We start from the raw sequence: 13,728 nt of genomic DNA, 5'->3' as shown, positions 1-13,728 counted from the left end.
GGCTGGAAACGTGCTTCTCGCCGGGTGGCGGCTGCGCCTTACCCGGCCTACACAACATGTTTAACGCTTACGCACGTCCGGAATAATCAAATCCCCGCGCAGCACGTACGACCCCAGCATCTGCGTTTTCTCCGTCAGCCAGCTCACGATACGCGCCGCCATGGCATCCATTGAATATTCAATCGCCGGGATCACCGGAATACCCGGTAGGTGCAGCGATCCGGCCAGGCTGAAGACCATAATGTCGTCCGGCACGGATTTATTAAATGCCTGCAGCTGCGGGATCACCCGCTGGGCTTCCTGCTCGTCCGCCACCAGCAGCGCGTTGAAATTCAGGGTGCTGGCGTTGTTCAGCAGCTCCTGCAGCGCAACGGATGAGGAGGTGGCGTCCATAAAGACCAGGTTGCGATTAAAGGGCAGGAAATTTTTCTCCAGCGCGTGCTTGTAGCCGAGCAGCACCTGGTCGGCAAAACCGCTGCCGTGCGGGTGGATCAGCGCAATCTGGCGACGCCCCTGGCTGGTGAGGTAGTTACAGGCGGTTTCGGCGGCAAACGCGTGATCGAACTGGATGCTGTTGGCGTTATCAGACTCCATACAGTCGACCAGAATGACGTTTTCCATATCGACGTCCAGCGGAAAACGGGCGCCAATCACCAGGATATCATCACAGAGCCCGCAGGAGAGTTCTTCAAGGGCGTGCATCACTTCCGCTTTGCTATGCGCGAAGCGCAGCAGCAGATGTTTTTGATGCTGGCTGAGCTGTTTTTCCAGCGCGTAGAGATAACCGGTGGTCTGGTTAATGTTTTCCTGCGCGCAAATCACGCCAATACAGCCCGTCGACTGGCTTAGCAGTGATTGTGCAATCACGTTAGGACGATAATTCAGCTCATCCACCGCTTTCAGAACGGCCTGACGGCTGGCTTCCTTCACGCCGCGTGACCCGCTCAACACTCGCGATACCGTGGCTTTGGACACCCCGGCAAGACGTGATACATCATTGATTGTCGACATCTCTTTCCCCTGACAGGCTTACCTCGTGCCTGCAAATTCCATGACCGCTTCGGCTCACATTATAGCCAGAATGGAGTATATCCGTTTCCGTTTTCCATGGAAACCGATTTTCCGTTTCCACTCTAAATGATGTCAGAACAGCCAAATTCTGTGACACACATCGGGTTAATTAGCCTCATAAATCAGGGTTCTTGATGGTTGTCACACTTCTGTCTTTTATAAATGGAAACCGGTTTCCATATGATATCCAATCATCATCGCAATAACTTTTTACATTTAGAGGATGGTTGTCGATGTTCAAGATAATGCTGTGCTGCTCTGCAGGGATGTCCACCAGCCTGCTGGTCAGCAAAATGGTCGATGTCGCGAAAGAACGTGGTTTGCCGGTAAAGATTGATGCGTACGGCGTTTCCGAATTTGATACGCAGTTTCCGCAATACCAGGTTGTCCTTCTCGGACCGCAGGTGAAATACATGTTACAGACACTCTCAGACAAGGCGGCTACAAAAGGCATTCCGGTACAGCCCATCGACATGATGGACTACGGCATGCAGCGTGGCGATAAAGTACTGGACTATGCTCTGTCGCTCATCGAAGCGGCACACTAAAAGGTGTTCACATGAGTTCGTTATATCAATCCATGGTCGCGGTGATTGAGCAGTCAATTACCCCGCTGGCCGCGAAGCTCGGTCAGCAAAAGTATGTGATTGCCATCCGCGACGGCTTTACCGCCGCGCTGCCGTTCATGATCATCGGCTCGTTTATGCTGGTGTTCATCTTCCCGCCGTTCTCGGCAGATACCACCAACAGCTTCGCCCGCGGCTGGCTGGATTTCTCCCAGACCTACCGCGAGCAGCTGATGCTGCCCTTTAACCTCAGCATGGGCGTGATGACCTTCTTCATTTCGGTGGGGATTGGGGCGAGCCTGGGTCGTCAGTTTAACCTCGACCCGGTGATGTCCGGCCTGCTGGCCTTTATGGCCTTCCTGCTGGTCGCCGCGCCGTATGCCGACGGCAAGATCTCCACGCAGTACCTTTCTGGTCAGGGCATCTTTACCGCGCTGATCACCGCGATTTACGCCACCCGCGTTTACGCGTGGCTGAAGCAGAACAACGTGACCATTCGCCTGCCGAAGGAAGTCCCGACCGGCGTGGCGCGTTCGTTTGAGATCCTGATCCCGGTGATGGTGGTGATCGGCACCCTGCACCCGCTGAACCTGTTCATCGAAGCGCAGACCGGCATGATTATCCCGCAGGCGATTATGCACCTGCTGGAGCCGCTGGTGTCCGCCTCTGACTCGCTGCCCGCCATTCTGCTCTCCGTGCTGCTGTGCCAGATCTTCTGGTTTGCCGGTATTCACGGCTCGCTGATTGTCACCGGCATCATGAACCCGTTCTGGATGGCAAACCTCTCGGCAAACCAGGCGGCGCTGGCGGCCGGCGCGGCGCTGCCGCACGTTTACCTGCAGGGCTTCTGGGATCACTACCTGCTGATTGGCGGCGTAGGCTCCACGCTACCGCTGGCGTTCCTGCTGCTGCGCAGCCGCGTGACCCATCTGCGCACCATCGGCAAAATGGGCGTGGTGCCAAGCTTCTTTAACATCAACGAACCGATTCTGTTCGGCGCGCCGATCATCATGAACCCGATGCTGTTTATCCCGTTCGTGTTCGTTCCGCTGGTCAACGCTTGCCTGGCGTACGGCGCAACCAAGCTCGGCTGGCTGGCGCAGGTTGTGTCGTTGACCCCGTGGACCACGCCTGCACCGATTGGCGCCTCGTGGGCGGCGAACTGGGCGCTCAGCCCGGTGGTGATGTGCCTGGTCTGCATGGTGATGTCCGCGCTGATGTACCTGCCGTTCCTGCGTGCCTATGAGCGTACGCTCATCAAAAACGAAGAGCAGAAAGCTCAGGCGACCGTCGGTAACGCTGAAGCCGCCAGCCATTAAGTCAAAGAGGAAGAGTCATGAAATACGCATTTCCCGATAACTTCTGGTGGGGCAGCGCAAGCTCCGCTCTCCAGACCGAAGGGGCAAGAGAGGGGGAAACCACGTGGGATTACTGGTTTGCCCGCGAGCCGAACCGTTTTCACAACGGCGTGGGGCCGCAGCACACCTCCACGTTTTATCAGCACTGGAAAACGGACATTCAGCTGTTAAAGCAGCTGAACCACAACAGCTTTCGCACGTCGATTAGCTGGGCGCGCCTGATCCCCGACGGCATCGGTGAAGTGAACCCGGAAGCGGTCGATTTTTATAATCAGGTCATTGATGAGCTGAATGAACAGGGCATCACGCCGTTTATCACCCTGTTCCATTTCGACATGCCGATGGCGATGCAGGAGATCGGCGGCTGGGAAAACCGCGACGTGGTGGACGCTTACGCCCGCTATGCGCAGATGTGCTTCGAGCTGTTTGGCGATCGCGTGCTGCACTGGTTTACCTTCAACGAGCCGATCGTGCCGGTAGAGGGCGGTTATCTGTACGACTTCCACTATCCGAACGTGGTGGATTTTCGTCGGGCGGCTACCGTGGCGTATCACACCGTGTTGGCCCACGCGAAGGCCGTTCAGGCTTACCGCGCCGGACATTACGCGGGTGAGATCGGTATCGTGCTGAACCTGACGCCGTCATACCCGCGTTCGCAGAATCCGGCAGACGTGAAGGCGGCGCACATCGCAGACCTGATGTTTAACCGCAGCTTCCTTGACCCGGTCCTGCGCGGTGAATACCCGGCAGACCTGGTGGCGCTGCTGAAATCCTACGATCAATTACCCGCCTGTAAACCGGAAGACGGTTTCCTGATCGCGGAAGGAAAAATCGACCTGCTCGGCGTGAACTACTATCAGCCGCGTCGTGTGAAGTGTCGCGACAGCGCGGTGAACCCGCAGGCGCCGTTTATGCCGGAGTGGTTCTTTGATAACTACGAGATGCCGGGCCGCAAGATGAACCCGTACCGCGGCTGGGAAATCTACGAGCCGGGTATTTACGATATTCTGGTTAACCTGCGCGACAATTACGGCAACCCTCGCTGCTTTATTTCTGAAAACGGCATGGGCGTCGAAAACGAGCAGCGCTTTATTGAAAATGGCCAGATTAACGATCAATACCGCATTGATTTCATTTCCGGGCATTTAACCTGGCTGCACAAAGGCATTAGCGAAGGGTGCAATTGCCTTGGTTACCATATGTGGACATTTATTGATAACTGGTCGTGGTGTAATGCGTATAAAAATCGCTACGGATTTATCCAGCTCGATGTAAAGACGCAGCAGCGCACCCTTAAAAAGAGCGGAGAGTGGTTTGCCGCCACCGCGTTGAATAACAGTTTTGACAGAGAGTAATTGTGATGATCGCACTAGAAGAAGCCGTAATGGAAATTATCGTCAATGCCGGCCAGTCCCGCAGCCTGTGCTTTGAGGCACTGCACGCGGCGCGTCAGGGCAACATTGACGAAGCCAAAAGCCTGCTGCGCGAAGCCGACGGCTACGCGCGCCAGGCGCACAAGATGCAGACCAAACTGATCGAGCAGGATGCAGGTGAAGCGCGCCAGCCGATGACCTTAATTATGGTGCACGCGCAGGATCATTTAATGAATTCGCTATTAGCGCGTGAACTGTCTGAAGAAATTATTCATTTATATCAGAGATAGTCTATGGCGAAATAAATTACTGTAATACCTCTGGACCTTAAATAGAATTCCACTTGTTCTGATGATAGCGACATATTCTGTCAGATCGGAGCGGGATGGTTATTGTCTGAATAAAATTAAACTATATTGAGATAACCATGAATACGATTAAAAAACTTCCATTAACCATGGCGGTTATCGCCGCGCTTTGCCCAATTTCCGTGCTCGCACAGGAATTCACGCAGGAGCAAATCGACGCCATTGTGGCAAAAGCGGTGGACAAAGCCCTGGCCGAGCGTCAGGCCAAAATGGATGCTGCCGTCGCGAAAAAAGCGGACGTGGTGACCGAGCCGCAAAGCGCGGCGCAGTCCCCGGACATGGCGATTCCGTTCGGCATTAAGTTTACCGGCTACGCCCGCTACGGCGCGCACTTCCAGGCCGCCGACCAGAAATACGTGGCGGTAGACGGCTCCTATAACGGCGCGTCCGCGATTGGTCGTCTGGGTAACGAAGGCAACGGCGGGGAATTCCAGCTCTCCAAAGCCTTTAAGGGTGAAAACGGCGCCATCTGGGACATCAACGTGATGATCGACCACTGGGGCGACGAAGTTAACCTGAAAAAGGCCTACGCCGGGGTGACCAACATTATGGCCTCCAACCCGAACGCCTATTTCTGGGCGGGTCGTGACTTCCACCAGCGTCCACAGCAGGGCATTAACGATTACTTCTGGATGAACCACGACGGCCAGGGCGCCGGGGTGAAGAACTTCGACATCGGTGGCGTGCAGTTCGACGTGGCCGCCGTGGCGGCAGTGGAATCCTGTAGCCCGGAAGTGATGGAAGATGAGGCCAACCCGTCGCGCATCACCTGTACCGGCGGTTCCGGCACGGGCGATAAAGGTAACTACGCGGCCACCTCAAAAATCCACGGCATGAAGCTCGGCCCTATCGACATGGAGCTGTATGCCAACTACGGCTTTGACTCCAAGGCGGTGGAGAGCGACGAGCGTCTGAACGCCTGGCAGGGCGGCGTGGTGCTGAGCCACACCAACGACAGCGGCGTGAACAAGGTGATTGCCCGCTATTCCGATAACGCGGACAACAGCGTGTTCAACAAAACCGAGGATCTGACCACGGTCTACGCCAGCTTCGAAGGGCTGTACAAATTCACCCAGGCCACGCAGGTGGAGTACATTCTCGCCTTCCACGACTACGACAACAGCCGCGATAAAACCGATAACCGCAAGAACTACAACGCCATCGTGCGCCCTATGCACTGGTGGAACGACGTTCATTCCACCTGGCTGGAAGCGGGCTGGCAGCACGTGGATTACGACAACGGCGGCGACAACAAGGGCTGGAAGCTGACCCTGTCGCAGAACATGTCTATCGCCATGGGGCCGGAGTTCCGCCCGATGCTGCGCTTCTACGTGACCGGCGGCAAAGTGGATAACGAGCGCACCGCGCGCGTGAACGGCACCAAAGACGAAACGCTCGACGACTTCAACGTCGGCGCGATGTGGGAGGCGTGGTTCTAGTACAGCGCCGTTTGTTTCGCCCGGCGGCGCTGCGCTTGCGCGGGCCTACAAAACCTTGTAGGCCCGGTAAGCGCAGCGCCACCCGGCAAGATCCCATGTTATGCTACAACAAAACAAACATAGCAGGGGAGAACATGGGTTCCACACGTAAAGGGATGCTAAACGTCCTGATCGCCGCCGTTTTATGGGGAAGTTCAGGCGTTTGCGCGCAGTACATCATGGAGAAAAGCCACATTTCTTCGCCTTACCTGACCATGGTTCGCCTGCTGTTTACCGGCGTGATCCTGCTGACCTTATCCTTCGTTCACGGCGACAAGATTTTCTCGGTCATCAAACATCGCAAAGACGCCATCAGCCTGCTGATTTTCTCGCTGGTTGGCGCGCTTACCGTGCAGCTCACCTTCCTGCTGACGATTGAAAAATCCAACGCCGCTACCGCCACCGTGCTGCAGTTTCTGTCGCCGACGATTATCGTGGCGTGGTTCGCGCTGGCGCGGAAAAAGCGCCCCGGCGTGTTTGTCCTGTCCGCCATCATGACGTCGCTTATCGGCACCTTCCTGCTGGTCACCCACGGCGATCCGACCTCGCTCTCCATCTCCCCTGCCGCGCTGTTCTTCGGCATTGCCTCGGCCTTTGCCGCGGCGTTTTACACGACGTATCCGTCAACGCTGATTGCCCGCTACGGCACGCTGCCGATTGTCGGCTGGAGTATGTTGATTGCCGGATTGATGCTGACGCCGTTTTACGCCGGACGCGGGACCACTTTTGTGATCGACGGCAGCCTGCTGCTGGCGTTTTTCTACCTGGTGGTGATAGGCACGGCGCTGACGTTCAGCCTGTATCTGAAAGGCGCGCAGATGATCGGCGGGCCAAAGGCGAGCATTCTGAGCTGCGCCGAGCCGCTGAGCAGCGCGCTGCTGTCGGTGATTTTGCTGGGCGTGGCGTTCACCCTCCCGGACTGGCTGGGCACGCTGCTGATTGTGTCGTCGGTGGTGCTGATTTCGATGGATTCGCGTAGAAGGGTTAAGGCATCGGCGTAGCCTGATGCCCTCACCCCACCCCTCTCCCACGGGAGAGGGAGAAAAGTACTACTTCGCCTTAACCTTCCCCGCCACCAGCAGCGCCGTCAGCAGCATCAACGTGCCGGAAATCACCAGCGGTGACGTCAGCCCCAGATGGTCGAGCGCCACGCCACCCACCGCCGCGCCGCAGGTGTTCGCCAGCTGGATCACCGCCACCTGAATCGACCCGGCTTTCTCCGCCTGATCGGCAAGCGTTCGGGTGATCCACGTCGACCAGCCGACCGGGATCAGCGCAAAGGCAAAGCCCCAGATAATCGCAATCGCAGACGCTACCCACTTATCGCTGCCCCACAGCACCAGCACCGCTGCACTGACAGCCAGCACCAGCGGCGCACCCGCCAGCGCCACTTTCAGGGAGCGTTTCAGGAACTGGGATGACAGCGAGGTGCCGACAAAGCTGGCGATACCGAAGCTCAGGAGCACCAGCGTCAGGCCGTCCACGTCAAAGCCCGCCATGGTCATAAACACCGGGCGGATATAGGTGAAGAAGGCAAACTGCCCGGCAAAGGCCATAAAGATGGCGGTCATCCCCGCCAGCACGCCGGGGCGCTTCAGCAGCGCGAACATGTTCTGCTTATGGTGTGCCGCTTCGCCCGGCAGCGACGGCAGCGCTTTCCACACCCAGATAATGCACAGCAGCCCCATCACCGCCGCCGCGTTAAAGACGTTACGCCAGCCGATAATCCCGCCGAGAAAACTGCCGAGCGGCGCGGCGATCACCAGCGCGATGGAGACCGCACCAAAGATAACGGACAGGGCCTTCGGCACCGTACGCGCCGGCACCAGGCGCATGGTGAGCGAAGCCGACATCGCCCAGAAGCCGCCGAGCCCCAGGCCAAGACAGGCGCGACCGAGCAGCAGCAGGGTGAAGCTTTCAGCGAAAGAGACCAGCAGGCAGGAGAGCGTCAGCAGAACGCTGAACAGGATGACCACCTTGCGGCGGTCGATGGTGCCAATCACCTGGGTAATAAACAGGCTGGCGAACATCGCCACAAAAGCCGTCACGGTGACGGACTGCCCCGCCACGCCTTCGGAAATGCCCAGATCCTGCGCCATCGGCGTCAGGAGGCTCACCGGAAGAAACTCAACGGTAATCAGGCAGGCGACGCAGAACGCCACGGAGAAAACCGCCGACCAGTTGGGGCGAGAAACCTCTTTGGTCTGCGGTCTGGTCGTGGGCTGGATATGTTCTGTCATGGCGTCACCTGAAAATAAAAACGTGCGGAAAAGTCGCGCAGTTTATCATCAAAAGTGTGACGAATTTAACGTTTAGACAACTTTTGACGTTTTTAATGAGCCTGGAGGGGGAGCATCGTCGACTGATACCTTTTCAGCATAACGAAAATGAAAATTCAGTATCCACATTTGAGGTGAAACAATCATAGCGTCTGAAAAGGAGAAACTATGAAAACACGTACTTTATCTCAAAATCTTACCGTCAGTGCTGTCGGCTATGGTGCCATGGGTCTGAGTGAATTTTATGGCCAGACTAATGACAAAGCCTCACTGGAGGTGTTGCATAGCCTCATCGATCTGAACGTGACGTTTATTGATACCGCAAATTTATATGGCCGTGGTCATAATGAAAGACTAATCGGTCATTTTCTTGCCGGGCTGGATAAAAGCACTCGCGAGCAGTTCAAAATAGCCACGAAGTGCGGCATCGACCGCTCGCCTGACGAGTCTTACGCCCGCACCATCAACAATACGCCTGACTATATCATCCGCTGCTGTAATGAGTCCCTCAAGCGGCTTGGCGTGGAGCGAGTCGACCTCTTTTATCTTCATAGATTGAGTAACGAAACACCGGTCGAAGAGAGTATGGATTGTCTGCGCACCCTTGTTAAAGAGGGCAAGATCAACCACATCGGCCTTTGCGAAGTGTCGGCTGCAACGCTGCAACGGGCCCATGCGGTACATCCGGTCACCGCGCTGCAAACGGAATATTCTTTGTGGACACGCGATATTGAGGAAAGCATTCTGCCGGTCGTGAAAGAGTTAGGCATCGGTCTGGTGCCTTACTCGCCTCTTGGCAGAGGCTTCCTGACGGGAAAATACCTGAACAATAGCGAGTTTGCAGAAGGTGATTTCCGTAGAAATAATGAACGTTTCATTCAGTCCAGCCTCGATCATAATCGCCAGCTGCTCGATGTCATCCACCCGCTGGCGGCGAAGTACGGCTGTACCGCAGGTCAAATTGCCCTTGCCTGGCTGTTAGCGCAATACGAACGACTGGTTCCCATCCCGGGCACTAAGCACACCGGCTATCTGGCCGAGAACGCGCGCGCTGCCGATATTGTGCTTGAGAAGAGTGACATTGAATTATTGAACAGTCTGCATCGCCGGATAGAGATTAAAGGCGATCGCTATTCTGCAGAGGGTATGAAAGGCGTGAATGCCTGATACCTCATCGTGAAAATAAAAAAACCGGGCTTCACCGGTTTTTTTATCCGTTGTCGGCAATGATTATTTTTCATCCATGCTATATGCGGGCGTTAAATGGACTCATACGATTTCTCCATCCGGGATTGTTTTGCGGTCAACGTGGCAGGGATAAACACGACAAGCAGAACGGACAGGCCGATGGCCGTTCCGGCGACGATATACAGGAGCGGCAGTGAAAATGATGAAACCATCCAGGCACCGACTGACGCGCCGATACCAATGGCGGTGTTGAAAAACGACACGTAGATTGCAGAGGCCGGGAAGGTTTTACCCTCCGCCATACGTAAAACCCACGTCTGGAAGCCGACAAATATCCCTGACACGGCCACACCCCAGATAATCATGCCGGTGAATATCAGCCCAGTAGAGAGCGATGAATCTGACAGGCCCAGGAAGAACAGCACTGCACAAATCAACAGAACAGACATAGAGACCGTCAGCTTGAGATACTTATCAATCAGCACGCCGGTCAGGAAATTACCGGCCAGACCCGAAATACCGTAAACAAAAAGCACCGCAGGAATAAAGGCGTTGGACAGTAAACTCTGCGTATGTAGCCAGGGTTCAATATACGTAAAGGCAGCAAAGTGGGCCGTCACAGCCAACATAGTTGCTAAATATATTTTCCATAAGGTAGACGATCTCAACACGCTCTTTAACGCATCCAGACCAAGCGCACTTTTACTGGTAATGTGGGGAATAAGAACGCTAATGCCCGCAAAGGCAATTGCGCTCAACGCGGCCATCATCCAAAATGCCTGCCGCCAGCCGAAGTGAATACCAATATAGTTAGATATCGGCACGCCAAAAACGCTTGCTGCGGAAACGCCTCCAAATACGATTGACGTCGCCACCCCAATATATCTGGCAGGTACGATGGCAACCGTCGTCGCGCCGATCATCGCCCAGAATGCTCCATGAGCAAGTGCACCCAGTACGCGGGCGCTAAGCAGCATGCTGTAGCTCGTTACCGTTGCAGCCAGAATATTGGAGATCAGAAGCACCACGGTGAGCACGAGTAAAAGCCGCTTTCTGGACACATTCCCTAAAAAGACTGAAGCAAACAGCGCACTCAACGCCCCTACCCAGGCATAAAGCGACACGGTCATGCCCACCGCGGACTCTGAAGACTGTAGCCCCTCTGCGATTGGCGTTAATAAACCTACTGGCGCCAGTTCAGTGGTAACAATAGTAAAGGTTGAAATAGCCAGAATAAATAAAGCAAGCCATGACTTTAAGGTCATTTTTTGCGGAAAACGTTCTACAGCCATACTCGCCACCTCAATATAATAATCAGTAAATTTTTGCGAATCAGAAAATATTAAATGTTGTTACCCACAAACGGGGCACCCGATATCTTTATGCCAACGATGATATTTCTGAGAACCTTATTTATGTTCCTCGGGATAGTTTAGAATTGAGATATCCTTGTGATAAAAATAAGGAAAAGCAGAAATGAATTTATCAACTCAGCGGGCAAGTGGAATTATTAAATTTGTAATATACTTTTTGTATTACTATTAAATAAGGTTTTTCTTCATAGCGTTAGCGTGTAATATCAAAATCGAAAAAAGCCTAAATACCTTTTCGCATTCAGGACTCACGTATGGCCACAGCAGAACATTTAATCAGCAATAACCTGCCCAGTATCAAACAATTACAATGCTTTCTCGCTGTTGCACATGAACTGAATTTCCGTAAGGCTGCCGAACGTCTACGCATGACTCAACCGCCATTGACGCGTCAGATAAAGTGCCTTGAAGCGGTTCTGAAACGTCAGTTGTTCAGCCGCAGCACGCATGACGTTAGCCTCACTGAAGCAGGTCGTGCGCTGGTTGTTCAGGCTGAAAAAATACTTAAAGACATCAGTAATCTAAAAGAAGACCCTCTCTCTTCTGAAACGAGCCTGCGAATCGGACTCACGCGGACGCTTAATTTTGAATATATTGAACCCGTGAATACCCAGCTTCAAAAAATGAACGCAGGAGATGATGTCGAAACGCCGGACCTGACGTCTGCCCAACTGCTGCAAAGCTTGTCTAAAAATATGCTGGATCTGGTGCTGACCGGTGAAAAAGGAACGGGTCATGAAGACATTGTTCAATACCGCTGGGTCTGCCAGGAACCGTTGCTCATCGCAATGCCCTCTTTACATCCTGCCAGCCTGAAAGAGAAAGTCGCGCTGGAGGATATTAGCGATCTTCCCATTTTCTGGTTTTCCAGAAGCGCCAACCCGTCATTCTACGACAAATGCGAAAGCTACTTTGATACGCTGAAAACGCCGCTGAAGCGGATAAAAGAGCCGGATGATACCCTCGTGATGCTAAGCCGTATCGCAAGAGGGAAAGGATTTGCGCTGCTGCCTCAGTCGAAATGCACCTTTAATCAGGAAGGGCTTTGCTACCGTGAACTCACGGACGCGGAGGCAAAAAGGTTAAACATAGATATCTATGCCGCCACCCGCCTCAATGAAAACAGAGAAGAGATTCTTAACGCTCAAAATATCCTGTGCGGAAAAACGGCTTAATGCAGGTAAAACACCCCCTCTTCCGGCAGGAAGAGCTGGTTATAGCGTAGCTGGAAGGCATTCAGCTCCTGCGGATCGGGCTCCATCTCGCGCATAAAGCCAAGCGCCAGACGAATTTGCGCATCGGTGATGGGCGCCGCCAGGCGGGCTTTTCGCAGCATACGGTGCCAGGCGTGGAGGTTCTCCTCGCTGCCGTCGACAATGCAGACCTGCCAGATCAGCAGCACCTGCGCGGCGTTTTGCAGATGCGCCTCGTCGGGGCGTTCAAGATAATGGATAAACTCATTGCCGGGCGTTTTACCAAACTGGTCGATCATCGACTCGACCGGCATTGGGGTCATCCCCAGACGTTCGCTCAGGCGTTTGATTGCGCGGCGGGAGTCTGAGGTCAGGACGCGAAATCCCACCACAAACACCACGGCAAGCGTTGCCAGCATTATCCAGACCATGCGTTCTCCTTAGACTAGCCGCTCATCATAGCGGGAAACGCAGGGCGTCAACAGCGGGCAGAAGCATAATAGTGAACGGAAAAGCGCTGGAAAAGGGCAGAAAAGTCGTTTTAGTTTTTATAGGGACGATTGTATATCCACGGTGTATGGTCAACGGGTGGTGGTAACGAATCATGACTTCAGGGAAAGAGCGAACATGTCCATAACAATCAGTGTCCTGCTGGAGAATCGGCCTAACCATAACGCTAAAAGCTCACTGCGGGCCAAAGCAGGGCTCAGCCTGTTTATACAGGATGAAAATGATTCCATTCTCTTTGATACCGGTCCTGATGATAGCTTCCTGCATAACGCAGGTCTGATGGGGGTCGATTTAACCTGCCTGACCGCAGCGGTACTGTCTCACGGGCACTATGACCATTGCGGCGGCGTTCCGTGGTTACCGGATAATTGCCGGATCGTATGCCATCCCCACGTGGCCCGCGAGCGTTATTCGGCAATACGGTTTTCGGGGTATACCGCCAGACTAAAAAAACTGTCGCTGAATAATGATTATTCACGCTATCGCATGGAATACAGCCGTACCCCGCTCCAGCTTGGGGAGCGCTTTATGTGGTCAGGGGAGATCCCTGTCGCCAAACCGCACGCATACGGTGTTATCGGCAGCAAAAATGCGAATGCGGATTATGTAAAAGATGAAGGGGTTCTGATTTATAAGTCTGACCGTGGCCTGGTCATTTTCATCGGCTGCGGGCACCGAGGGCTGATTGATATTGTGCGTTACTGCCAGAAAATAACCGGTATCAATCACATCCATGCAATTTTCGGCGGTTTCCATCTTCGCTGTGCGTCACCGCGTAAGCTCTGGGCAGTCAGGCAGTTTCTGCGCGTCCTGCAGCCCGACAAAATAATGGGCTGCCATTGTACGGGTAAATGGGGCAATTTGTGGTTGCCGGACGCAGTCACCCCGTCAACTGGGGATATTTTTGTTCTGGGGTAGGTCTTAACTCATTGAATAAAAAAAGCCCGGCATCACACACCGGGCAAAGAAGT

General features: G+C 54.2%; 13 protein-coding genes. 9 read left to right on the top strand and 4 right to left on the bottom strand.

The genetic code is table 11. The features are described 5' to 3' along the window. Nucleotides 1–60: 60 nt before the first annotated feature. Nucleotides 61–1,011, bottom strand: coding sequence for a LacI family DNA-binding transcriptional regulator (locus tag ACWHWP_RS00250; protein WP_264439643.1), 951 nt, complete (start codon nt 1,009–1,011; stop codon nt 61–63). 293 nt (nt 1,012–1,304) lie between these two features. Between ACWHWP_RS00250 and ACWHWP_RS00245 the strand changes: the two genes are divergently transcribed. The 6 genes from ACWHWP_RS00245 (at nt 1,305) to ACWHWP_RS00220 (ending at nt 7,215) form a co-directional block, all read left to right on the top strand. After that, the gene (locus ACWHWP_RS00245; RefSeq protein ID WP_014830072.1) at nt 1,305–1,619 is read left to right on the top strand and encodes a PTS sugar transporter subunit IIB; all 315 of its coding nucleotides are present in this window, start codon (nt 1,305–1,307) and stop codon (nt 1,617–1,619) included. 11 nt (nt 1,620–1,630) lie between these two features. Then, nucleotides 1,631–2,956 (top strand): PTS sugar transporter subunit IIC, encoded by a 1,326-nt coding sequence (locus ACWHWP_RS00240; RefSeq protein ID WP_059310273.1) that lies wholly within the window; start codon nt 1,631–1,633, stop codon nt 2,954–2,956. Nucleotides 2,957–2,973: 17 nt separating this feature from the next. After that, nucleotides 2,974–4,350, top strand: a complete 1,377-nt coding sequence (locus tag ACWHWP_RS00235; RefSeq protein ID WP_447854870.1) for a glycoside hydrolase family 1 protein — start codon at nt 2,974–2,976, stop codon at nt 4,348–4,350. A gap of 5 nt (nt 4,351–4,355) precedes the next feature. Then, on the top strand, nt 4,356–4,658 hold the full coding sequence (locus ACWHWP_RS00230) for a PTS lactose/cellobiose transporter subunit IIA (protein WP_008500136.1): 303 nt from the start codon (nt 4,356–4,358) through the stop codon (nt 4,656–4,658). A 137-nt stretch (nt 4,659–4,795) separates the two neighbouring features. Then, nucleotides 4,796–6,175 (top strand): carbohydrate porin, encoded by a 1,380-nt coding sequence (locus ACWHWP_RS00225; protein ID WP_047347464.1) that lies wholly within the window; start codon nt 4,796–4,798, stop codon nt 6,173–6,175. A gap of 134 nt (nt 6,176–6,309) precedes the next feature. After that, nucleotides 6,310–7,215, top strand: coding sequence for a DMT family transporter (locus ACWHWP_RS00220; RefSeq protein ID WP_447854869.1), 906 nt, complete (start codon nt 6,310–6,312; stop codon nt 7,213–7,215). A gap of 48 nt (nt 7,216–7,263) precedes the next feature. On the opposite strand, the gene nepI is transcribed toward ACWHWP_RS00220, so the two are convergent. After that, nucleotides 7,264–8,454 (bottom strand): purine ribonucleoside efflux pump NepI, encoded by a 1,191-nt coding sequence (nepI, locus tag ACWHWP_RS00215; RefSeq protein WP_447854868.1) that lies wholly within the window; start codon nt 8,452–8,454, stop codon nt 7,264–7,266. 207 nt (nt 8,455–8,661) lie between these two features. Between nepI and ACWHWP_RS00210 the strand changes: the two genes are divergently transcribed. Beyond that, a complete protein-coding gene (locus ACWHWP_RS00210; protein ID WP_447854867.1) occupies nt 8,662–9,660 on the top strand; it encodes an aldo/keto reductase in 999 nt (332 codons plus the stop codon). Nucleotides 9,661–9,752: 92 nt separating this feature from the next. Here the strand turns inward: ACWHWP_RS00210 and ACWHWP_RS00205 are convergent, their stop codons facing one another. Further along, nucleotides 9,753–10,973: an MFS transporter gene (locus ACWHWP_RS00205; RefSeq protein ID WP_447854866.1), complete on the bottom strand. Its 1,221-nt coding sequence runs from the start codon at nt 10,971–10,973 to the stop codon at nt 9,753–9,755. 335 nt (nt 10,974–11,308) lie between these two features. Between ACWHWP_RS00205 and ACWHWP_RS00200 the strand changes: the two genes are divergently transcribed. Further along, entirely contained in the window at nt 11,309–12,229 is a 921-nt protein-coding gene (locus tag ACWHWP_RS00200) for a LysR family transcriptional regulator (RefSeq protein ID WP_045285316.1), read from the top strand. Here the strand turns inward: ACWHWP_RS00200 and ACWHWP_RS00195 are convergent. Next, nucleotides 12,226–12,678 carry a DUF1198 domain-containing protein gene (locus ACWHWP_RS00195; RefSeq protein WP_059311562.1) on the bottom strand — a complete coding sequence of 151 codons (453 nt, stop codon included), beginning with the start codon at nt 12,676–12,678 and terminating at the stop codon, nt 12,226–12,228. The two genes, ACWHWP_RS00200 and ACWHWP_RS00195, sit on opposite strands and share 4 nt — an antisense overlap. 196 nt (nt 12,679–12,874) lie before the next feature. Here ACWHWP_RS00195 and ACWHWP_RS00190 point away from each other — a divergent pair, with 196 nt between their 5' ends. Then, nucleotides 12,875–13,675, top strand: coding sequence for an MBL fold metallo-hydrolase (locus tag ACWHWP_RS00190; RefSeq protein WP_063430878.1), 801 nt, complete (start codon nt 12,875–12,877; stop codon nt 13,673–13,675). The last annotated feature ends 53 nt before the right edge of the window (nt 13,676–13,728 follow it).

The organism is Enterobacter sp. WI-ESBL-E8, assembly GCF_053364895.1.
This window is presented reverse-complemented; position numbering and strand designations above follow the sequence as displayed.